We start from the raw sequence: 21,506 nt of genomic DNA, 5'->3' as shown, positions 1-21,506 counted from the left end.
TTCTTATCGCCAAAAAAGCTTCGCAAGCCTATGTCGAAAATCTTTATTTATTTTTGGCTCTTGACGTGCTAAGAGGAGATGTTAAAATCCATAATAACCTATATTTGAGATTATTTTCCTCTTAGGGAAAAGAATTCGAATCTAGGCGATTAGAAATTCGACGATATGCGCTTATCAAAATCCGAATTGTCAAGGCACGGGATCGTGTCCGCCAGGATTCCATGGATGGCAACGGGCAATCCGCTTTAAACCTAACCAAGCTCCTTTAAAAATTCCATGTTTTTGCAAGGCTTCGATCATGTAATGGGAACAGGATGGATAGAAACGGCAAGTGAGTCCTAGTAAGGGGCTAATTGTAAGCTGGTAAATTTTAATTAGAAAAATGAAAATTTTTTTAGGAATCGTCTTCACGTGTGAATGCAGCTTAGAGAGTTAGATTGCGTCCATTTAATTAATGATTAAATCAAATAGCCTCAATCAAGAAGAAATAAAAGACGATTGCTCGAAAGCAATCGCCTTAAAACAAAGGAGATGATGGGTTGTTTAAATCATTTCTTAGGTCGTATGAGCCAAGAAATCGCAAACAACAGGAAGACTAATTTCAATCGGCCAAGGCATCTGCTCGAACATTGGTCTCGCTAAAAGTTGTCCAGAAAAATGATCTTTATCGAAAGATAAATATTCAGGAACGGAGCGAGAAGGACTGTCCATCGATTCGCCAATAATTTTAATCTTGCGAGATTTCTCTTTAATAGAAATCACCATACCAGGCTTCACTTGGAAAGAACGGCGATCGACTTTTTGGCCATCGACGAGGATATGTCCATGAGAAACGAGCTGCTGAGCAGCAAAGATTGTGCTAGCAAACTTTAAACGATAAACGATGTTATCTAAACGGCATTCGAGCATTTCAACAAAGTGATTAGCTGTATTGCCTTCTAAGCGAAGTGCTTTTTTATAATAAGCAACTAGCTGCTTTTCGCTTAGCATTCCATAGATTGCTTTAAGCTTTTGTTTTTCTTCTAGCTGAAGGCCATAGTCAGACTTCTTACGTCGACGAGCACCATGCACACCTGGTGGATTTGGCTTATGCAGTAGAGGATTTCGCGCACGCCCAAATATATTTACACCATATCGGCGGGCAATGCGATTTTTATTACCTGTATAACGAGCCATTTTATCTCCTAACGATTTCGAGTGCGATCGATGATTTAATTGATCGCAAGTGCGAATTATGACAAAAGAATCGATTTTTTTGCAATGAATATTGAATTTTTTCCTGATTTTTTTCGAATGTTTATTTTATTCTCAACTTTCAAGTAAAATAAAAATAGTATGAACTCTCTTTAAAAGCTATGACTAATTCTCAAACTCTCAGACCAGAAGAAGGCAGCGAACAAGGGATTGTGCTGACGCAGGCCTTTAAGCAATTTTCATTAGAAACCGAACGCTTAGAGCTTGCTTATGGCAGCTTGCAGGAACAATTTAAGGGCATCCAGCGCAGTCTGCAAGAATCGCATATGCGTTTGGCGGGAAAATTGGCCGAGCTGGACTTTGTCACGCATTACTTGGAAGCGATCTTACAACATATTTCACAGGGAATTTTATTTATAGATGCCAATGGCGTGGTGACGACTTATAATGCGGCAGCAGAATCGTTGCTGGGGATTCCGCGAAAAGAGCTGCTCTTCCATCCCTTTTGCGATTTTTTCAGCGATCCCTTTTTGGGATTTTCATTAAAAGAAGCCCTTCATTCTAATTTCTGCCCCAAGGTCTCTTTTGTCTCTTGGACAACTAAGGAGGGGGAAAAAAAAGAATTGGAAGTCGAAGCGACTTTTGTGGCGCTGGGAAGCCAGTCTTATCCTTTAGACTACCGTCAACCGACCGAGTCTCCTATACAAGGATTGCTTGTCTTGATCCGCAACATTACAGAGGTGCGCCGTCTTCAGCAAATTGCCAATCGCCATGATCGTTTAAAGGAATTGGGAGAAATGGCCGCACATTTGGCTCATGAAATCCGCAATCCGCTAGGAGGAATAAAAGGGTTTGCGACTTTGCTGCACCAAGATTTAAGAGATCGTCCGGATTTACAGCAGATGGCCACTTATATTATGGAAGGCACAGACAGCCTCAATCATTTTGTTTCAAACATTCTTAATTATACCCGTCCTTTTCATCCCCATTTCGAGTTGATAGATATCATTGGATATCTTGAAGAAATGCGTCCGCTTTTACAGGCCGATCAAGCGTGGAATGAGCGTTTATTCTTTGAGTTTAACAAAAAAGTTCCCCATTTAGTTCTTCCTATCGATCCGGACCTCTTTAAATCGGCGCTTTTAAACCTATTTGTTAATGCCATTCAAGCTATGCCGGAAGGGGGAAAGCTATCTGTCACGGTCGATCAAGAGAAGGATTATGGCTTAATTTTGATCCAAGACACAGGAATTGGCATTCCAAAAGATGACCTTCCTAAAATTTTTTCTCCTTTTTTTACAACTAAAGAAGGAGGGACCGGACTAGGACTGGCCGAAGTCCATAAAGTCATTCAAGCCCATCAGGGATGGATTGAAGTCCAATCAGAAATTGGCAAAGGCACAACCTTTATGATTAAACTTCCCTTAAAAGCAGTAGAGTGAGGCACTATGTCTATTGAAAAAATCCTCGTGGTTGATGATGAGCTGTTAATGAGAAATTTCCTGGTCGAAGCCCTTAAGCGGAAAAATATTGAGGCTGTTGCTGCTGAAAATGGAGAAAAGGCTGTCAAGCTTTTACAAGATCAAGCTTTTGACATGGTCATTACAGATATGAAAATGCCGGGTCTGTCCGGCATGGATGTCTTACGCAAAGTCAAGGAGCTATCTCCTCGCACGCTCGTCATTGTTATTACTGCCTTTGGTACAATCGAGAATGCCGTTGAAGCAATGAAAGCGGGAGCTTTTCATTATTTGATTAAGCCTTTTTCCCTTGAAAGCCTCCTAGCTAATATTGAAAAGGCTAATCAGCATGTTGCCTTAGTCGAAGAAAACGACTACTTGCGCGAACAAGTTGCGGGAAATCGCTATGCGCGGGAAGTCATTGCCGAAAGTCCAGCAATGAAGCAAGTCCTAAAAGATATCGAACGAATTGCCAAAAGCAACGCTAATGTGTTTATTAATGGAGAAACGGGAACGGGAAAGGAAGTCATTGCCCATGTCATTCACTATAGCTCACCGAGGGCCAATCAACCCTTTATCAAAGTCAATTGCGCTGCCGTTCCCGAAACCTTGGTCGAATCGGAATTCTTTGGTCACGAAAAAGGGGCTTTTACAGGCGCTTCGACAAAGCGGCTAGGACGCTTCGAGCTTGCTAATGGAGGATCTCTTCTTCTAGATGAAATTACGGAAATCCCTCTCGTGCTGCAAGCCAAGCTGCTACGCGTCACCCAAGAGCAAGAGTTTGAGCGCGTAGGCGGTTCCAAACCGATTAAAGTAGATGTCCGCTTGATTTCCACCTCCAACCGCGACATGAAGGAGGCGATCGCCAGTAAAGTCTTGCGCGAAGATCTTTATTATCGCTTAAATGTCGTTCCCATCTATCTGCCCCCTTTGCGAGAGCGGCGGGAAGACATTATCCCCTTAGCTGAACACTTCATGGAACGGATGTGCCGGGAAAACCACTTGGAAAGAAAAAGACTCAGCACGGAAGCGCAAAATAAGCTGCTCCAGTATCGATGGCCGGGTAATGTGCGCGAGCTTGCCAATGTCATCGAGCGTTCGATCGTGATGGATCCGGGAAAAGTGATTCAAGGCGATCACCTCTATCTAGAAGAGGCGGGAGTCAATATGATAGCAGGCAAAACGATTCAAGAGCTGGAAAAACAGCTCATTGTCGAGACTTTGCAGATGCATCAGAACCGCACAAAAGCGGCTGAAACATTGGGAATCAGCCTCAAGGAGCTACGCAGCAAACTGCAAGAATATAATTTGACCTAAGAGGTTGTTCTAAAATTGCTAATGACCTAGCTTCGAGGGCTTTTCCCTAAGAACCGATGTAATAGGGCGGGCTATATTCACTCAATATTGCCTGCTACGTTGGCCTTTAGGGAAAATAGCCTCCTATATGATGGGTTTTAGCGCGGCTTTTAAGAACGCGGCTTGCAAGAAATCAATTTTTAGACTCAATCGGCCTTCAATAAAGAGAGGCAGGCATACAGCTTTCTAGTGAGAAATTACGAATGCTGAGATGCCCTCAGGCTTTTTTCTTTCTAAGTTCTTTTCTTCGCTCTCCCAATATTTCATCCGCATTAGGGAAATCTATTTGCAATAATTGACCCTGCAAATCGTAGTGGAGAGGCTCATAGGAAGGTTGAGAGCTCATATTATGGGGAGGTTTGGAAATTTCAATCATTTGCTGGGCTAGCTCTAAGTCCCTATGGACACCCCCCGCAAGCTTAAGGGCTCCTAAATTTAAAATATCGTGTCCCTGAGCCTGTTGGGGTAGAGTATTTTCTGCAAATTTTTCTTTATTACCGTCCAAGATAAATGTCATATCCGTCAGCATCGTACCTAAATAAGGAATATAGGGGGTTCCGCTTTCTTGGGCCTGGCGATACCTTATTCTTTGATTTTTATATGAACCGGAGGAATTAAATATAAATCTCAACTCCTCTAATTGCTCTGTTGTTTTTTTGGATAGCTTGATTCCGTCTACTTCCTCGTCTTGTTTTCTCAAATTATAAACGGAAGAATTTTCAATCGCTGCCAGAATGCTCTGGACTGTATTATAATCACGAGGGACATGTTCGTTGGCTAAATAATAGGCCGTTTTAACATAAAATTCATAAAGGCGCGTGCGATCTTTAGGAGACAAGCTACCATTCAGAACAAGGCTTGTTGAAAGCATATCAGAAATTTGATTCGTTAACCGAGTGGAGAAAACGACATTAGGACTTGTTTCCTCTCTTTTGTCTTTTTTAGACCAAGCCTGGTTGTTTAGCTCTGAAGAGTGAATGTTTTTTATGCCAATGGCCGATAGCCGGCTTAGATCGCTAGCGAAATTTTCCATAAATCCTTTGGTTCCGTTGCCTTTGGCTATCTTATGCAACTCTTCCCTTATAGAGACTTGGGAATCTTGCACTTTTAAATTGGCAACAATGTTTGCTGCTTGGGGATTAGCGGCTGGCTTAGCGTGATCTAAATTTGAAGCTAAGTCTTTGATGGTAAATTTTTTATCTTCTTTTCCTATTTTAACGAGATCTTTTACATCCTCTGGATTAATCATCCCACGTTCAACAAGTTCCCGTGCCAAGGTAAAAATCACCTCTTTTTCGGCAATGACATCCGGCTTTAGGTCATAGGGATTGCCCGGCTCGTGCGCCTCTCTTTTTTTTACATGCTCGTCCAGTTTCGCTTTCATGATATCAATTAGGAGGGCGACATTGTCTTTATCTTCCTTAATGAAGGACATGGAACGGCCTGCAGCAGCAAAGAGCTGGCGGAATTCTTTTTGTTCGGGCTGTAATAAAAAATTAAAAATGGCTTTTAAGCCGGCTTTGGGATCCTCCTTGCTTTCCTTCACGGCTTGTAGTTGAAGCGCTTTTATTTTATCGGCAAAAGTCTCAACTTTGGGAAAATTGGCCTTTTGCTGATCTATATTAGCGAAAACCTGATCAAATTCCTCTTGTAATTCAGGCTGCTTATTAAGAGTCGCTTCAAGCTGCTTAGCTAAATTTTCTTTTAAATTTTCTAATTTTTTGACGTCATTCTGATTAAATAAGTTGTTTTCTAGGCCTATCTTTAACAAAGCTATCGTTTCTTTTGCTGTCTGCCGGGCCTGTTTGCTCGTTCCTTGACGGCCCTTTACACCGAGTCGTCTTTCTGCGATTTGAAGCTCGCCATCCCGCAGGGTCAGTTTGTGAGAGGTCTGCTTGTTTCCTGTTGCAAGTTCAAGGGATTTTTCCATTAATTGATCAATCTTATTGCGATAGATGTCCTTGTCCTCTTTAGAAAGCAAGGCTTCCTTTTTCTCTTTGGGCAATTCGGTAGGAGGCGTTTCAATGGTTTGTGGCCTTTGAGAAGCTTTTTCCGTCTCTTCAGAAGCAAGGGGAGAGGGAGCTTTTTCTGTTCCAGACAAAGGCGCCTTTGGATTTTGCAAGTCAGACTGTGGGGTTTTAAGCGGAAGGGGAGCTTGGGAGCCTAAATCCGAAGGCTTCGTATCTCTATTTGATTCTTCGGATTTTGTAAGGCGTTCTCTAGCAAATGTGGTCAAAGCTTGATAAGCTTTTAAAGAAGCTTCCGTATGCTTGATCGGATTATCATAAAGAATATCTTCCTTAGAGGAAGACTTTTCTGGCGTTTTGTTTCCTTCAGGAGCCTTATTTCCTTCTTGATGCTTCTTTAAGGCAATTCCTTCTTGATTGATACGGGCCCCCTGAAATTGATCGGTTAATAAGCCGTTTTGCAAAAGCATATAAGCCACCTTTCCAGCCATTTGCTCTAAAGTGGTCTGATTCAAAAAAGAACCATCACGGCTAACTAACTTAACAGAAAAGGAACGTCCGCTTGCTGTCGTAATAATTCCAATTTTTTGACCTTCTTCAGCTTTAACGCTAATTTTCGCCTCGGCTAGAGCTTTGGCTTCTTCCTGAGTAAGCAAAGAAGGGGAAGGAGAGTGAGGATGGATATTATGCATTATTCTCCTCCTAATAATAAAAAGACAAACATTGTTAATATTAATTATAATTTTTATTTTGTTAAAAAAACAATGGTATTAAATGTTTTAATAATTATTTTGGTGGTTGTAATTAACTGTTTGAGATTTAAATCTTGCAATTAAAAGAAAAGGCCTAACGTAAGAGGGTGTATTAAAACCGCTAATGACCCAGATTTGAGGGGTGGACGAACTAGCCATTGGAAAGCAAAAATTAGGGTAGAGTCTAATCATTTCAGCGGAGAGCTAAAATGCTAAACAATAAAAAGCCGATGTAGTAAACCGAATAAAGTTTTTAAATATTCGATTGAGACAAACACATGAAAATTTTAGTCGTCAATGTAGGCTCTAGCTCACATAAGTTATCTTTGTTTGACTTAAAGGGCGAAGAACTTGCCGATCCCTTATGGAAAGGAAGCTTAGATTGGGGGAGGGGACAAAAATCCCGTTTTTTTTCTATTCAAAGACAAAAGGAAGAAAAGATTACGCGGTCATTAGAAGCCAAGGATTTACAAGAAGGCCTTCGATGTTTAATAAAAAGTTTGTGGAGCGGGCCTACTCAAGTCATAGAAGGGCTTTCGGAAATTGAAAGAATTGGACATCGCGTTGTTCATGGTGGAGCTCTTTTTCAACAGCCTGTTCGCGTCAATGCAGAGGTCAAAGCGCACATTCGCCAGCTTATTCCTTTAGCCCCACTTCATAATCCGGCTAATTTAGAGGGGATTGAATTGATGGAAAAATTCTTTCCCGAAGCGGTTCAAATTGCCGTTTTTGATACGGCTTTTCATACTTCTATGCCTGATGTTGTAAAGACTTATCCGCTTCCTTATTCTTGGAAAGAAAAGGGTGTGCAAAGGTATGGATTTCATGGAATTAGCCATCAATATTGTGCAGAGCGCATTGCAAGCTTTCTTGGAAGAGAGGCTTCTTCTTTGAAAATCATTAATTGCCATTTGGGCAATGGAGCGTCTTTATGCGCTATTTCTAAAGGAAAAAGCCAAGATACGACGATGGGACTTACGCCTTTAGAAGGGCTGATGATGGGATCGCGTTGCGGTTCGATTGATCCGGGCATTCTTTTATACGCCATGCGCGAGCAGGGCATGTCGCCGCAAGAATTGGATCATATTTTAAATTTTGAGTCGGGATTAAAAGGCATCACTGGCTCTTCTGATATGCGTGAAATTTTAGCTAAAAATAGCGAACGGGCTCAGCTAGCCTTACAGATGTATATTTACCGTTTAAAAGCGTTCATTGGAGCTTATATGGCTTCTTTAGGAGGAATTGATGTATTGAGCTTTACGGGGGGGGTTGGGGAGAATGCAGCTTATATCCGCTCAGGGGCTTGCCGAGGGCTTAGCTGTTTTGGCATTCAAATCGATGAGCAGAAAAATCTCAATTGCCAGCCGGATCAAGATATTTCAGCAGAAGGGGCCTCTATTCGCACTCTCGTTATTCATACCCAAGAAGAGTGGAAGATTGCGCAAGCTTGCCGGCTTTTGTAGTGTCGATGGTTTGGTCAATTTAAAAATAGACCCCCCAAGCCTTTTTTGTGATTTGCCTTGACGAACAAGGCGAGGGGGCTCTCTTCGCATATTCCTTCAAGTTGTTGAATTTAGAGATATGCCTAAGGGAAAAGAGCCTGCATCTAAGCCATTAGCTATTTTAATATACCTGTTTATAGGTTGAAACCGGCCTCTCCTTGTTTGGCTTGTCCATCGAGGGCGCGCTGAATCAGCTCCCGATTGACACGGGCAACATCGCGAAGAAAATTTAACCGCTCTTTCTGTAAGGCTAATGTTTCAAGCAAGCGCTTTTTGGGGGGCAGCCTGCGCTTCGGCGAGCGCAAATTTTGAATGGTGCGGTGGTGGGCGCGAATATAAATTTGGTTGAATGTATCGATAAGATACTGATAGCCGATTTGTTCTTCCACATCCGCCTCTAAAAGAGAAATAGCTGGCGTTTGAAGAGACTCGGGAACCGGAAGGCCTTTTTGGATGCGGTCGGCTAATTGTCCTCCTTCCTGGATCAATTTATTGAACAGTTCTATGCAACGGTCCAAGCTGTTTTGCAATTGCCGGAGCAAATGGATTAGCTGTGTTGACTGAATGAAGGATAAGGAATGCTTCTCAATTTCTTTATGAATGCGCGTTTTAAAATCTTCTGTCGAACGCAAAAACATATTGGCGGCTTCCTGAAGCTTTAGGTTGGGAATGCCTTTAAATCCAAGTCCTCCTTCGGTTGCATTAATGATTGAGACTTCGGGGTGGTTCTTGGCAAATTCTGCAATCCATTCAGACTCTGTGATCCATTTCCATAACGTATAAATGGGCTTTCCATGAATATCTTCTTTAAGCAAAGGTTGAGAATCGAAGTCTTCGCGGGTTTTAAAATCTTCTTCTGTTAATTGAAGGTTGGCGATAATGCCATCTGCGTAGTGCTGCTGATCTGTAAAAGCCAGATCAACGCCTACAAGGATAATGGGATCGCAACCTAAAGCATGGGCAATTTCAATGCAAAAGTTGACGACATTGTGCCCCTCATCCAAGCTTTCTTCTTCTATTCCCAATTGTTCCTCAAACCATGTGGAAATATCATAGCCTCCTGTTCCGGTCAAATACAAGCGGGGCCCGGAAATCGCCTGAAGGGCTTCTTGAAACAAACGATTGCGGTAGAAAAAGGGGACGTGGTAGGGAGCTGCCACCGCTACGCGTGGCACTTGGGCTCTATTAGGATCGATGGCGACTCCAAAATGGGGAATAATCTCTTTGGGAATGAGGGCATTTAAAGCCGAACTGCCGGCAAAAAGAAGCGCACGATCGGTCAAAGTTTTTAACAATTCTATATTCTTATTTAAGGAAGGGCCGGCGCCGCAAATAATGGCTGGAACTTGGCTAAATTGATTGAAGAGACCATTGCCTAAATATGCCTTAGGCAGACTGAACAAATTGGGATAGAAATTGCGAAAGAAAGGCACTCCGTACTGGAAATATTCATCGACAAAGGCCCTTTTTTCAATAAGATCATAAGAGAGTTGATGGTGCAGCTGCAAAAATCCCGAGGGATTGACGTCTTGATAAAGCTTTAAGCAAGCGACTTCAAAGGGACTGGCAAAATAGGTCCATGATAATTCATTAAAAAGGGCTTTTTCTGCTGACATATCTTGAAAATAAACAAGCTGGACTTGCGGGTCTTTAAGCAGGTGCGAGCCTGTCTCGGTCTCAAATAAGCGATGAAGGACGGCTATGTCTTCTTCTAAAAAAATGAGCATGCGGTTTTTTTGCTCTTTTAACCATTCTTTGGCGGCGGCATAGTAATAGCCCAATCCGATTCCATAAATGTAGAGAATTTCGGCCTGCTGCAAATTGAGAGATTCGAACCAGTCCCTTGCTTCCTGTTTCGCAGATAGGGGGGAGTGGTAAAAATAGGTTTGGCCTTCATATTCTCTTTTTAAATTCAGTTCCCCCGCTTCCGTCCGGCAAAATTGCACGTCGCTAGGATCGGTTGTCTGAAGCTGGAAGGCCAGTTTTGAGTCAATTTTTTGTAAAAAGGCTAAATTCTTTGTCAATTGGGATTGCAAATCTTTTTTCATTCCTCTTGTCCTAACAATTGTTGTTTGCGTTTAGCCTCTTCAGCCCTCTTCAGATTATCTTGCATAATTTCATCTAAATTGGTCCTTAGTTTTTGCATCTCTTGTATAGAGTCCTTAATAGCAGAAAATTGCTCTTCGATGTCGGACGGAGAGTCTTTAAATTTTTGCTCTACGAGGGGATAAAGTTGCTTGAGCATACCTTGCAAGGTTGCATCCAGCTCATTTGCCGTTTTTTGGGTATCTTCATAGAGAGCGGAAAAATCTTCGATGCCATGTTCGAAAAATTGAATCCTTTTTCCTTCGGCATTCCAAATAGATAGATCAAAATCATTGGGAAACCGGTGAAAAGTGACTTCTTTAAATAACCATCCTTTTGGATCCCATTGGCGTGCTTGACCGACCGGCGTTCCTTCTTGATAATGGCACTCCATCAGCAATTGTCCGTTGTTATCCCACATTTTCTCTACCCCATGGCGCTGTCCCTTGTGGTAATGAAGTTCTCTGATCAGCTTGCCTGTGATCGTATAAATCAATACTTCGCCATGTAAAAAGCCTTCTTGGTAATGCATGATGACGTGGGGGGTGCCATTTTCATAAAAATACTCTTGCTTGCCGAATAGGAGATTATGCTTAAAGCGGCGAATGCTGGACACGTTGCCTGAAGGATAGTATTGCAGGCTTTTTCCCTCGCAGTTTCCTTTGAAAAACCAGCTTTCTGCTAATAGCCCTCCTTGAGGATTGTAAAAGCGAGAGGGACCGTGCAACCGCTGCTCGAAGTAGAACATTTCGCCTTTGAGCTGCTCATTTGGATAGTAGTATGCCAGGCGGTCTGTTTGAGGGGTAAAGGAATAGAGATCATCGATGAAAATGCCGAGCTCTGGATCTTTGATTTGCAAGCGGCCTTCGCTGAATTGATACACTTCCTTGGGAGGATGGGAAAAGGAACGGGACTCTTGCGAATAGGTAATGGGAGGAGGGGAGGTGATGAAGCGATGGACAGCACGTGTCATTAAATTAATATTTTGATTGGCGATCGAGAGCAAGAAGTGGTAGCGGCCAAGGTGTTGGGAAAAAGAGGGAGGGTGGCGATGATAGGTCATTTGCTTGGCATTTTGAATATAAAGATAGGCATTTTCAAATAGGGTTAAAAAATGCTGATATCCCAACTCATTTTGCATCTCGCTCTCTTGCAAAATAGTTTGAGGAGTATAAAATTCCACTTGAGAGAGATCTTCTGTGCTATTGAATAGGGGGGTCTTTTCTTCTATGACTTGCTTTAAAATATTGATGCAACGCGTCAAACTCATTTTTACTTCGGTAATCAAATTGAAAATGGTCGATTGCTTAATATTGAGCTTGCTGTTTTGGATGTCCGCATGAACCCAATCAGACAGATCATAGGATTTTTTTAGGTATTGATTGGCAACTTCGGCTAATGGATAATTGGGGACAGGCGCAAAGCCTAGGCCGCCCTCTGTTGCGTTAATCATCTTTACATCAGGATGCTGCTGGGCAAAATGGCTAAGCCAGGCGGATTCGGCAATCCAATCCCATTTTGTATTGATCCATTTTCCATTAATGTCTTGACGCCGCACGGTCTCCAAATTCGTTGTCGAATAAGGCTGGCTAAGCTCTATCCATAAAGGATGGGTGTTAATCCCGGAAGCATAAGATTGAATCTCTGTAAAGGCAAGGTCCATTCCTACGTAAATGATGGGATTGCATCCCATGCGATAGGCAATCTCTGTGCAAAGATTGACCACGTTATGTCCTTCATCAATAGATTCGGCCGGCATGTCCAATTTCTTTTCAAACCATGAGGCCAGCCGATTGACCGATCCGGGAATATACAATTTTGGACCTTGCATGAGCTGAAATGCTTCATGGGATACTCTTGGCCTATAAAGATAGGGAAGATAGAAAGTGTGGTTAGCTAGCAGGCGATGATATTGCTCGGAATTGGGATCGACTCCCAGTCCAAAATGGGGAGTGATGCCGACGTGGTTGAGCACATTTAAAGACGATCCTCCAGCAAAAATAAGCGCCCGATCGGCAAGGGATTTTAATAAGTAAATATTTTTATGAATAGAAGGACCGGCTCCGCAAATAATGGCAGGGATATTTTTAAATTGGCCAAACAGGCCGCTTGCTGCATAGGAGGATTGATACATAAGAAGAAAATTGCGATAGAAATTCGCTAAGAAGCCCGTCTGTCCGGATAAATATTCATTGTGAATGGTGGACATTAAAGAAGAATCGTGGAGGATGTTATAGCAAAGTATCAGGGCCTGTATTTCTCGCTTGGCTGCATAATAGGGAAGGGTAAGAAATTGAAGACGGCGATTGGAAAAAGTCATGAGAAGCTGGCAAAAACGGTCATAGTCTTGAATGTATTCATGAAAATAAAACAAGGTGACTTGAGGATTTCTTAAAAGATCAGCAGCCCGCTCCGTATGCAAAAAATAGGAAATGACCTCTAAATCATCTTCTAAAAAAACGACATGGCGGTCTTGATTCTGTTGCAGCCATGGTAGGATAGCGTCATAAAAATAGCCCAAGCCTAGGCCGAATATATAGAGGACATCAGCCTTTGCTAAGACGTCTTGACTCAGTTGCGCCTGTGCCTCGTCCAAGGCTCCCTTCTGGCTATGATAATAATTTTTGATTCCATAACGGCTGCTGCAGAGGTTGAATTCTCCCTTTTCCGTTTCACAAGGCGTTAGCTTGTACTCTTCCCAAACAAACTCTAGGCGATAGGCGGCCAAAGGATTAATTTGAGCCAATAATTCCCAGTTTGCGTTAAATAGATCCTCATTAAAAGCTGGTTTGATCATATCTGGATATCCTTTGCTAATGTACCGTCGGAAAACCAACAGCGCGCGCGTTTGGCAATATTTTGGTGATAGTCTACTTCTGTAAAAAGCTGTCCATTCTCATACCAACTTTTTTCTATTCCTTCTCTTTGGCCTTGCTGAAAATGGAGCTCTCGCTTGAGCTGTCCATTGGGATAATAAAGATGGACAACTCCATCTAAAAAACCGTTCTTGTAATGCAATTCCGTTTTCAGCGTCCCATCCACATAATAATAAAGCTGCTTGCCCTCTCTTTGGCCCTCTTGGTAAGAAGAGTGGCTATAAATGGCGCCGGTAGGATAGTAATAACTTTGCTTCTGGCTCGCTTCATGTGTAAATGCGTCTTGCGAAAGAGGCGCCGGAATAGGGGCTTTACCTACATTTTTTCTAAAATTCCTATTTTCATTTAAAGCATTCTCTATAATTTTTAAATTAATTGTTATTGCCTGAATTAAAAATTGGTAGCGCTCTTCTGTCAATTTAGCCAGTTGCTGTGCCCGTTCAGTCTCCGAAGGCAAACGGGCTAAATTGCGCAAATCTTTTTGGATAAAAGTTAAGAAGAAATCGTCAAACTGCTCCAGCAAATAATTAAAGCCATTTTCTTTCTTTAATTCCTCCTCTTTTTGCTGAATTAAATGGCTTGGAAAAGAAGAGGGCTGCTTCTGCAAAGCGGCATGGCTTTCTTGTAAAATAGCCACGCATAAGGCTCCGCAGGTCTTCAAGCTTGAATAAAAATTTGAAAGGCTTTCTTCAATTTTCTCGCTATTGACGGGGACTTGTCCTGCTTTTTGAATAGATTCATGGATCATCTTTTCCAAATCATAGGTTTTAGCCAGATAAGTCCTATTGACTTCCGCCAAGGAAACATTGGGAATGGAAAAAAGGCCGATTCCCTCTTCTGTTGCATTTAATAGAGTCAAGTCGGGATGAGTGCGGCTATAAAGGTCGAGCCATTGTGCTTCTGCAAGCCAAGGCCAATAGCTCCAGATGGGCTCGCCTTTAATATTTTTGACTTCAATGGGAGCGCCTAAATGTGGTTTTGTATCTTGCTGAGGGAAAAGCGGATGCCTTTCGATGCCTTGTGCATAATGTTGGCCGGGATGAAAAGCAAGGTCCATTCCCACGAAAATAATGGGACTGCAGCCGAGTAAAACCGCAATCTGCAGAGCCGTATGAATAACGCTATAGCCTGCTTCGATCGGGATGGTTTCTATATTCAGTTGGGATTCGAACCAATTCGAGATGGCATAAGTGGATCCTGAAATAAATAGGCGAGGGCCATGTATGGCTGCCAACGCTTCATAATAAATGCGGTTGCGATAAAAAATCGGCGTTTCAAAGGCGCGATTCATAATTTGGCGGTGAAAAGTCTCTTCCGTTGGATCGATATTGACGCCAAAATGGGGAAGCACGTTGTGGTAACTAAGGACATTCAGGGAGCTTCCGGGACCAAAAAGAAGGGCCCGCTGACCCAAGTCTTTCAACAGGGGAATGTGTTTGATCAAGGAAGGGCCTGCCCCGCAGATAATTGCCGGAATGCCTTTGAATTGGCCGAATAAGCCTTGCGCTAAATAAGAGTGGGGAAGTTGAAGAAGGTTGCGATAGAAATTATTAAAGAAATCCACGCCGAAGCGGGCATGCTCTTGATAGCGGATATTTTGCTCTGCAGTCTCAAAGGCGATCAAATCCTGCAGCAGGGCAAATGGGGAAGCTTTATGCGTTTGATAGGAAGGAAGTGCCGTGATGGCGGCAGGGCGAAGCATATTGTCTTGCGTGAGACGTCTGATGATGGAGCGATCCTGCTCAAATTGGAATAGGCTGCGGATATCGACTTGAATATCGTTTAAAATCTCAGCAGCAAATGGAGTGCCCAGCCAAAACTCGATAATGGCTTCTTCATCTTCTAAAAAAACGAGGTAGCGATTGGGATTGGCTTTCAGCCAAGGCAAGGCCGCTTCATACAAGTAGCCTAGCCCCAATCCATAAATATACAAGACTTCGCAAGTCTCTAAGTTTAATTTTTGAAACCAGGCATGCGCTTCCTGCTTGGGACCTTCTGCAGCATGCAAATAGTAGGCATGGCCGTCTTTTTCAAAGCGAATATTGAGCTCTCCCTCTGTGTTGGAAGGGACAAGACAAGACAAATTGTTCTCTATTCTTTCGGCTAACAGGGAAAATTTTTGAGCCAAAGAGGGATTGATAAGGGCAAAGAGAGGTAAATTTTTGCGAAATAAATCTGGATCAAACATGAGCTCTCATTAAACAAAATTGCGCGCGTCCTTACATAGGAATCCAGTTTTTATTGCCTCCCAGCGGCTTGAAGCGCTTGCGGCGCTCCTTGATCTGCTGCTTCAAGGGATCCTTAGCGGCTTTTTCTAAAGCTGCGGACGAGCTTTGTCCTCGCTCAATTACTTTAGAAAAGGCTAGTTGCAGATTCTTAGCATCCCTCTCAATATCGCGAGCGCGCTGCATCAATTGCTTATCTTTAGGCGTGATCAAAGGCGATCGGGCAAATTCCATGCGCAAACGTTCGATATCAATGTTCGCTTCTTCCAAACTCTTGCGGTTGATTTCATCAAAAAGAGCAATGGCTTTTTCCAATCTCTCAATTTCTTCCAGGACGCGAGAAGAAATATTATCTGAAATCGGACCCGTGTGATTTTGGATCATATTAATCAAATCCGCTACCTGAGTAAGAAGAGATTCAATCTGATTTTTATCTCTCATAATGCCCCAATAAAAAACTTTCGAAGGTAGACAAAGCTTTTAAAAAATTTACAATTTGGCCGAGCAAAAAGCTTGCTTGAAAGGACCGGCTAAGCCAAAATTTTATGCTTATTCTTTACCTTTCTATAGAAGGGTAGTTAAAAGTTCTTGATTTCTAATTTTATTTTAACATTTTGCTTAAACTAAATCAAAAAGTTTAATACCCAGGCTTTGAAGTTATTTTTCCCAAGAAGGATTGACTCAAAAGAATCCCTTGCATTATTCATGCTCCCTTAATCAGCTTTTCTTCCAAAGAAGCTGCCCTAATCCAGTATAGTTGAGATTCGACCATTAGAGAAATGAAAGGGGAAATCAGGAGTGCTTGAAACCTATATTCAGAGATCAAATGGAGACCACGTTCATTGAGTTTTCTGCAAATACAAACCACCGTTTAGTCATTGCAGCCAACGGCCCTATTAGAGTTGCGGCCGGCATGCAGACTTTAATGGAATGGGTATTAAGAAGTAACATACAGGTCTTTCTCAAAACTCTAATTTATCTCTGCCTTTAGAATTGATAAGTTAAATTTAGAAAATACCCTTTATAATCATGTTGTCCGAATTGGAATGCAAAGCCAATAGATAGGCTATCATATTTTAAGCAAGGGTTTAAATGTTCTGTGATGAGATAGAATCCTATTTCATCATAGTGCCTGATATATAAATGATTTCTGCCAAAGAAAGAATCTATTAGGGATAAACTCAAATTAATGGTTCTTCCGCATAAACGCCAACCCTCACAAGAGGTTAAGGACAATCCATTTTTTAAAATGTAATTATGCAGATGATAATTGAAGTTAACTCCTGATAACCAAAGATTTGTGGAAGTGATGTAACCAGCGTAATTAGTTAAACTGGCCACAAAATCACCAATTTTATAATTAAATACGCTTGTTATCCCAGCTGAGGCAAAAGCCCCGATGTACATAAATCTAAGGATCCACCGGAGCCAAAGCGAACGATAGGGGTAATTGACCAGCCGTTCCCCATGGGTAATCGAAGGCCAATTCCCAAAGATCCAACTAATGACGAGGCTCCGGCATTTCTAAGATAGGTAAGAGGGGCATCTATAATAAAAGCATGATTGAGATCCCATGAATAGGAATAACGCAATGGAATAGTTACAGACGTCGTGTCAAATCCCCCAGTAAAACTTCGACCTATATGAGATCCTATTTGGACTTGGTTTACAAGTGGTTGTGCAGTCCAACCACACTGACATCCACTTAAAGGGGACAAATGGCCAATTACGTAATCCGCTTGACCCATTTGAGCCATCAAGCTATTAGGATTTCCAGCTATTGGATCAATAGGAGAGTATCTGGCATAAGCTTTTAATAACCGATGATGTTTTCCCGCATCTCTAATATATTCTTTAAAAAGAGCTAAGCTCTCTTCTCTCGTTGATCCTGTAAAGGTCTCCAAAAGACTAGCTTGTGGAATATCAACGATTAAACTTGTAGAATTTTCAGCAAAAGAGGCAGACGCTTCGATTCCTCTTAAATCAATAGCAAAAGAGACAGCTGACTTAGGTGCCTTGGGGTGCAGCGCCTCATCTTTTAGATAAATCTTATACCATCACAGCTGAGATAGAAATCCCCAAAGAAGGAGCAGAGGGAATGTTAGTCACCCAAGGCGGGCGCTTTGGAGGCTATGGATTGTATGTATTGAAGAACAAACCAGTCTTTGTCTGGAATTTTTTCAATTATGAAAGGATCCGATGGGAAGGTAAGGAAGAGCTCTCTCCTGGAAGGCATACCATCGTATACGATTTTAACTATGCCGGTCCAGGCTTTGGTAAAGGTGGTCAAGGAACATTAAAAGTTGATGGTCAGACAATTGAGAGTAAGCATATGGCTCATACCATCCCCTTTATTTTACAGTGGGATGAAACATTCGATATAGGGGTGGATACCGGAACTCCTGTAGATGACAAAGACTATCAGGTTCCCTTTTCCTTCACAGGTAAAATTATAAATATAACCATAACGCCTCAAGTTGAACAGCTTAGCGAAGCCGAAAAAAGAGTCCTTAAACAAAAGGGATCTCGAAATAACGCTGCAAGTGAATAAAGAATAAGAGGTAATTTACTCAGTGCAAGTCTGCCTGATCATTCAAATCTTGTAGAAGATTGGGCTAAGATACAATTAAACGATAAAACACCTAAGGAATAAAATGGCCATCAAAACTCAGGTTTAATAGCCATTTTCATCTTAAGTGTTATTCTTCTTTGTCGATGACCGATATTTGCTACATTTCATACAAAATCAGTAAAGCGTTCTTTTAAAGAAGTAGGGGCTTGTTTTTCTAATGTAGACCCCTGCTTAGGGGGATTTTTTTGGATTGGAGTTTGATTTTTTCTTCTTTTTGCAACCCTACTGGCTTATTTAAAAGATCGATTGGGCTTTCACTGAGTTGTTTAATCCCTTCAGCTATTCTGAACTATTAGAAAAAACAGAGAAATTCTCTAGCTATTATAAAAGGAATACCGATCTTCTATTCCCAACCTGAGTGGCGAAGAAAAAGCAGCTCTCAATAAGGAAGATGATTTTCTTCGTAGGAACCAAATCTAGGCAATTAGCAATTTGGTGCACACCCTAGCCAAAAGATTATCTTGGTATAGGCTGAAGTAGAGACTGGGCTTGTTGAAGGAGGACGACATAAGGCGGCACACCTGCTCTAAAGGAAAAATCGTTTAAGTCTGCATCATACCAGCCGAAAAGATTCTCGTTTTGATTGACAAGGGCTAAGAAATAGGCTTGGAGGTAACGGTTATAGCCAACGATTTGACGCATAACCTTGGCGTTTAAAGGAACGGCCTTACATTCAATGAGCAAAAGCGGATAATAAGCATAATGAGGATGAAGCCCTTGAGCAAATACAATGATGTCTGTTCGGCGATTGGGAAGGGAGCTCTGCGAGAGGTGCTGCAGATGGGGCATTTGGCTAAGAGATTTCTCCATGGCCAAACACCCCAGGGGGTAACCTAACTGCTGAGTTAAAGAAAGAACGAAGTTTTGCCTGATCTTCTCTTCCGGAGTAGCTGCAATCCATTTCTTTCGCAAAAGACAGAAGAGTTGGGTAGTCTGATCAGGCATAGAAAACTGTTAACACTCTGGTTCAATAATGCCGTAATTGCTATCTTTGCGGCGATAAATGACCTTTAACTTCTGGTCTGCTTCATTTTTAAAAATTAAGAAAGCATCGTTGGAAAGTTCCATCTTCATGATGGCTTCGTCATAAGTTAACGTTTTTAAGGGAAGCGTTTCTTGCTTGATGATTTCATGTGGACGAAGCTGATCGGCAGTCGTGGCATTATCCACTTCTTCCTCTAGATCAAGCTCTTCTTCCTCTGCAGGGCGGCGGAGAATATTGACGTTCATGTCAATGATTGCCCGTCCTTTGGCATGATGATCTTGAATTTTGGACTTATACCGGCGAATCTGCGCTTCTAGCTTGTCGACTGCCTTATCAATAGATGCATACATGTCCTGGCTAGAGGCTTGACTTGTAATCTTGATATTTCCGGCTTTTAAGATAATTTCTACTCGGTGGTCAAATCGTTGAATGTCCATAATGACGGTTACGTCAATAATGCGATTCATGAATCGCTCAATCTTAGAAATTTTCTCTATAGCATAATCTTTCATCGGATCCGTAATTTCTACGTGGCGTCCTGTAATCTTGATATTGTATCCCTCATTCACAAATTCTAAGGCTCTTTCTTTGCGATTCATACGTACCTCGATGGTTAACGTTGACGTTATAGTTGAAAGTTCATTTTTTATATCATTTTGTCAGATCTCTGCCTAGGAATTATACGTTGCAAATAAAAAATTTCCTATTCAGCGAAAAACTCTTATACTAAATAGGGCGATCTCTCGTCAAAAATAAAAAGATTAATAAGAGAATTCATAATTGATCTATGAAATGATAATAAGGCGATGAACAAGCCTTTGTAGCTTTAATTATACACTCCTTTCCTCTCGCCTGCCAAGAAGAAATTGCTATTCCAAACCGTATTAATCTAAATTGAGTTGTTTGTTAATTATATGCTTTTTATTGTGTTTTTTAATTAAATTGCATGTATAATTAGTCCTTTAATAATTAAAGGAAACTATGCCTACCATTAATATGAGTTCTTTACATGCTTCTTTAGGATATAGTCATATTTCTTTGAATTCTCAATTAGCGATTTCTAAGAGCCAGTTAAATGAAATCAAGAGCTCTCAATTTAGAACGCATAGGCAGGCAATAGATGAGAGAATCGATCAATTTGCTCAAATGCTGTTAAGCCCCTGGAAACTTTCTTTGCGTTTATTGGCTTCAGTTATACAACCGGCTCCTGGCGCAGATAAGGAAAGAGGCATGCTAAATGCCGTACGTCGCGCCAGCTGTTTGGCAGGTGCTTTTTTATCCCTGCCTTTTGCTCTGGTATCTCTAACGATGGGATTGCCGCTGCATGTTTATTCTCATGTGCGTCGTCCAAGCTTATCTTTTATCGATTTCTCGCATCTGTCTCAGGCACAGCCTTCTTCTAATCAAAATGAACTCCATATTCGTACCCATAATTTGGGCTTTGTCTATGAATTTTTTGGCATAGTAGGAGATTTAAGGCCTGTCAAGGAACGGGCGCACGAGGTGGCGCAACATCTCTTAAACGATCCGCACCAACCCGATATGATTTGTTTCCAGGAGGCTTTTCATATCGATGGAACGCGTCTTTTATGCGAGGAGATTAAAAGGGTTTATCCCTATATGATTCATAGCGTAGCTCCTCATGGACTAGGGCTCAACAATGGCTGCATTATTGCAAGCAAATATCCTATTAAGCACTTTAGCGTACGGCTCTTTAAAAATTTAATTGGGCCCGAGGGGTGGTCGCCTCGCGGCTTATTGAGGGCGACGATTGAGAAGGATGGAAAAGAGATAGCGGTCTATAGCGCGCACTTGCAGGCCCTATTAGGTAAAGAAAGGGCGGCGGCTCGCGTAGAACAGGCCAAGCACATCGTCCGCTGGATAAAAGAAGATCGCGCGCGCGATCCTTTCATTCCCCAAATTCTCGTAGGCGATTTCAATGCCTCTAAAATAACCGCATGGGGAGAGATTAATCCGACAGAAGCGGCCTTCTTTGAAGAAATGGAAAAGCATTTTACAGATGTTTTTGCTTTAGACCACGACGAGCTCGGCAACAGGACTGCAGGCTCGCCGCGCTTCTTAGAGAGCGATGAAGCCAGGATGATCCGACCGGCAACTGGTATTCCACGCGCAGAGCCTGCTGGAAGTTGGTATGTCGGCCCGTTCGCGAAAAAAAACCTTGTCTTGCGCTTAAAATCGGCATGGGAAGCGTTTTGGAATGGCTCAAGCGATTATGTTCCCCATCCCGCCATTCAAAAAGAAGAGTCTGTTCTATGGGGAACACGAAAATGGGCAAGCGGGCCGCAAACGGCCAACACAGCGCGCTTTGATGGAGCGTGGGTTCCTAAAGATCAATTGGGACAGGAAGGCGATATCAACTCTGCGCGGGCTGAGATCCGGCGAGTCGTAACGGACCGGCAAAGCGCTCCCACGGACCATTTGCCCATGGATGTCGTGGTTGCTTTATAAACT

General features: G+C 42.2%; 16 protein-coding genes. 6 read left to right on the top strand and 10 right to left on the bottom strand.

The window, feature by feature from the left end:
• Positions 1 to 189 precede the first annotated feature (189 nt).
• Both yidD and rpsD read right to left on the bottom strand, forming a co-directional pair.
• On the bottom strand, positions 190 to 411 hold the full coding sequence (gene yidD, locus BN3769_RS02465; protein ID WP_228840595.1) for a membrane protein insertion efficiency factor YidD: 222 nt from the start codon (positions 409 to 411) through the stop codon (positions 190 to 192).
• 144 nt (positions 412 to 555) lie between these two features.
• Positions 556 to 1,176: a 30S ribosomal protein S4 gene (gene rpsD / locus BN3769_RS02460; protein ID WP_068467194.1), complete on the bottom strand. Its 621-nt coding sequence runs from the start codon at positions 1,174 to 1,176 to the stop codon at positions 556 to 558.
• Between the two features lie 179 nt (positions 1,177 to 1,355).
• On the opposite strand from rpsD, the gene BN3769_RS02455 reads away from it, so the two are divergent.
• Together BN3769_RS02455 and BN3769_RS02450 are read left to right on the top strand one after the other, a co-directional pair.
• Positions 1,356 to 2,636 carry a two-component system sensor histidine kinase NtrB gene (locus BN3769_RS02455; protein ID WP_068467192.1) on the top strand — a complete coding sequence of 427 codons (1,281 nt, stop codon included), beginning with the start codon at positions 1,356 to 1,358 and terminating at the stop codon, positions 2,634 to 2,636.
• A gap of 6 nt (positions 2,637 to 2,642) precedes the next feature.
• Positions 2,643 to 3,971, top strand: a complete 1,329-nt coding sequence (locus BN3769_RS02450) for a sigma-54-dependent transcriptional regulator (RefSeq protein WP_068467190.1) — start codon at positions 2,643 to 2,645, stop codon at positions 3,969 to 3,971.
• A gap of 256 nt (positions 3,972 to 4,227) precedes the next feature.
• Here the strand turns inward: BN3769_RS02450 and BN3769_RS02445 are convergent, their stop codons facing one another.
• Positions 4,228 to 6,669, bottom strand: a complete 2,442-nt coding sequence (locus tag BN3769_RS02445; protein WP_068467188.1) for a RasGEF domain-containing protein — start codon at positions 6,667 to 6,669, stop codon at positions 4,228 to 4,230.
• 338 nt (positions 6,670 to 7,007) lie between these two features.
• On the opposite strand from BN3769_RS02445, the gene BN3769_RS02440 reads away from it, so the two are divergent.
• Entirely contained in the window at positions 7,008 to 8,192 is a 1,185-nt protein-coding gene (locus BN3769_RS02440; RefSeq protein WP_068467186.1) for an acetate/propionate family kinase, read from the top strand.
• 173 nt (positions 8,193 to 8,365) lie between these two features.
• Here BN3769_RS02440 and BN3769_RS02435 read toward each other — a convergent pair whose 3' ends face one another.
• Genes BN3769_RS02435 through BN3769_RS02420 form a run of 4 tightly spaced genes read right to left on the bottom strand, consistent with a single transcriptional unit; the run spans position 8,366 to position 15,858 of the window.
• Positions 8,366 to 10,279 (bottom strand): motility associated factor glycosyltransferase family protein, encoded by a 1,914-nt coding sequence (locus BN3769_RS02435; protein WP_068467184.1) that lies wholly within the window; start codon positions 10,277 to 10,279, stop codon positions 8,366 to 8,368.
• Positions 10,276 to 13,113, bottom strand: coding sequence for a 6-hydroxymethylpterin diphosphokinase MptE-like protein (locus tag BN3769_RS02430; protein ID WP_068467182.1), 2,838 nt, complete (start codon positions 13,111 to 13,113; stop codon positions 10,276 to 10,278). The genes BN3769_RS02435 and BN3769_RS02430 overlap by 4 nt, the downstream gene beginning before the upstream one ends.
• The gene (locus tag BN3769_RS02425) at positions 13,110 to 15,380 is read right to left on the bottom strand and encodes a 6-hydroxymethylpterin diphosphokinase MptE-like protein (RefSeq protein ID WP_068467180.1); all 2,271 of its coding nucleotides are present in this window, start codon (positions 15,378 to 15,380) and stop codon (positions 13,110 to 13,112) included. Before BN3769_RS02425 ends, BN3769_RS02430 begins: the two co-directional genes overlap by 4 nt.
• 31 nt (positions 15,381 to 15,411) lie before the next feature.
• Positions 15,412 to 15,858: a hypothetical protein gene (locus BN3769_RS02420; protein WP_068467178.1), complete on the bottom strand. Its 447-nt coding sequence runs from the start codon at positions 15,856 to 15,858 to the stop codon at positions 15,412 to 15,414.
• A gap of 385 nt (positions 15,859 to 16,243) precedes the next feature.
• Here BN3769_RS02420 and BN3769_RS14625 point away from each other — a divergent pair, with 385 nt between their 5' ends.
• On the top strand, positions 16,244 to 16,408 hold the full coding sequence (locus BN3769_RS14625) for a hypothetical protein (protein WP_154017791.1): 165 nt from the start codon (positions 16,244 to 16,246) through the stop codon (positions 16,406 to 16,408).
• A gap of 382 nt (positions 16,409 to 16,790) precedes the next feature.
• On the opposite strand, the gene BN3769_RS02410 is transcribed toward BN3769_RS14625, so the two are convergent.
• On the bottom strand, positions 16,791 to 17,321 hold the full coding sequence (locus BN3769_RS02410; protein ID WP_068467172.1) for a hypothetical protein: 531 nt from the start codon (positions 17,319 to 17,321) through the stop codon (positions 16,791 to 16,793).
• Between the two features lie 107 nt (positions 17,322 to 17,428).
• Between BN3769_RS02410 and BN3769_RS02405 the strand changes: the two genes are divergently transcribed.
• Positions 17,429 to 17,968, top strand: a complete 540-nt coding sequence (locus BN3769_RS02405; protein WP_068467170.1) for a hypothetical protein — start codon at positions 17,429 to 17,431, stop codon at positions 17,966 to 17,968.
• Between the two features lie 537 nt (positions 17,969 to 18,505).
• Here BN3769_RS02405 and BN3769_RS02400 read toward each other — a convergent pair.
• Both BN3769_RS02400 and hpf read right to left on the bottom strand, forming a co-directional pair.
• Positions 18,506 to 18,994, bottom strand: a complete 489-nt coding sequence (locus tag BN3769_RS02400) for a type I restriction enzyme HsdR N-terminal domain-containing protein (protein WP_068467167.1) — start codon at positions 18,992 to 18,994, stop codon at positions 18,506 to 18,508.
• 9 nt (positions 18,995 to 19,003) lie between these two features.
• Positions 19,004 to 19,633, bottom strand: coding sequence for a ribosome hibernation-promoting factor, HPF/YfiA family (hpf, locus tag BN3769_RS02395; protein WP_068467165.1), 630 nt, complete (start codon positions 19,631 to 19,633; stop codon positions 19,004 to 19,006).
• A 382-nt stretch (positions 19,634 to 20,015) separates the two neighbouring features.
• On the opposite strand from hpf, the gene BN3769_RS02390 reads away from it, so the two are divergent.
• Complete coding sequence (locus BN3769_RS02390; RefSeq protein ID WP_068467163.1) at positions 20,016 to 21,503, top strand: endonuclease/exonuclease/phosphatase family protein; 1,488 nt, start codon at positions 20,016 to 20,018, stop codon at positions 21,501 to 21,503.
• Positions 21,504 to 21,506: the final 3 nt, after the last annotated feature.

This window comes from Candidatus Protochlamydia phocaeensis (genome assembly GCF_001545115.1).
Lineage (GTDB): Bacteria > Chlamydiota > Chlamydiia > Chlamydiales > Parachlamydiaceae > Protochlamydia_A > Protochlamydia_A phocaeensis.
The sequence above is the reverse complement of the archived record's forward strand: the minus strand, read 5'-3'. Positions and strand labels throughout refer to the sequence as shown.

Coding starts and splice junctions, on each gene's coding strand:
- BN3769_RS02450 (WP_068467190.1), top strand. CDS start 2,643: ATGTCTATTGAAAAAATCCTCGTGGTTGATGATGAGCTGTTAATGAGA.
- BN3769_RS02420 (WP_068467178.1), bottom strand. CDS start 15,858: ATGAGAGATAAAAATCAGATTGAATCTCTTCTTACTCAGGTAGCGGAT.
- BN3769_RS02455 (WP_068467192.1), top strand. CDS start 1,356: ATGACTAATTCTCAAACTCTCAGACCAGAAGAAGGCAGCGAACAAGGG.
- BN3769_RS02430 (WP_068467182.1), bottom strand. CDS start 13,113: ATGATCAAACCAGCTTTTAATGAGGATCTATTTAACGCAAACTGGGAA.
- hpf (WP_068467165.1), bottom strand. CDS start 19,633: ATGAATCGCAAAGAAAGAGCCTTAGAATTTGTGAATGAGGGATACAAT.
- BN3769_RS02440 (WP_068467186.1), top strand. CDS start 7,008: ATGAAAATTTTAGTCGTCAATGTAGGCTCTAGCTCACATAAGTTATCT.
- BN3769_RS02445 (WP_068467188.1), bottom strand. CDS start 6,669: ATGCATAATATCCATCCTCACTCTCCTTCCCCTTCTTTGCTTACTCAG.
- BN3769_RS02400 (WP_068467167.1), bottom strand. CDS start 18,994: ATGCCTGATCAGACTACCCAACTCTTCTGTCTTTTGCGAAAGAAATGG.
- rpsD (WP_068467194.1), bottom strand. CDS start 1,176: ATGGCTCGTTATACAGGTAATAAAAATCGCATTGCCCGCCGATATGGT.
- BN3769_RS02435 (WP_068467184.1), bottom strand. CDS start 10,279: ATGAAAAAAGATTTGCAATCCCAATTGACAAAGAATTTAGCCTTTTTA.
- BN3769_RS02390 (WP_068467163.1), top strand. CDS start 20,016: ATGCCTACCATTAATATGAGTTCTTTACATGCTTCTTTAGGATATAGT.
- BN3769_RS14625 (WP_154017791.1), top strand. CDS start 16,244: ATGGAGACCACGTTCATTGAGTTTTCTGCAAATACAAACCACCGTTTA.
- BN3769_RS02425 (WP_068467180.1), bottom strand. CDS start 15,380: ATGTTTGATCCAGATTTATTTCGCAAAAATTTACCTCTCTTTGCCCTT.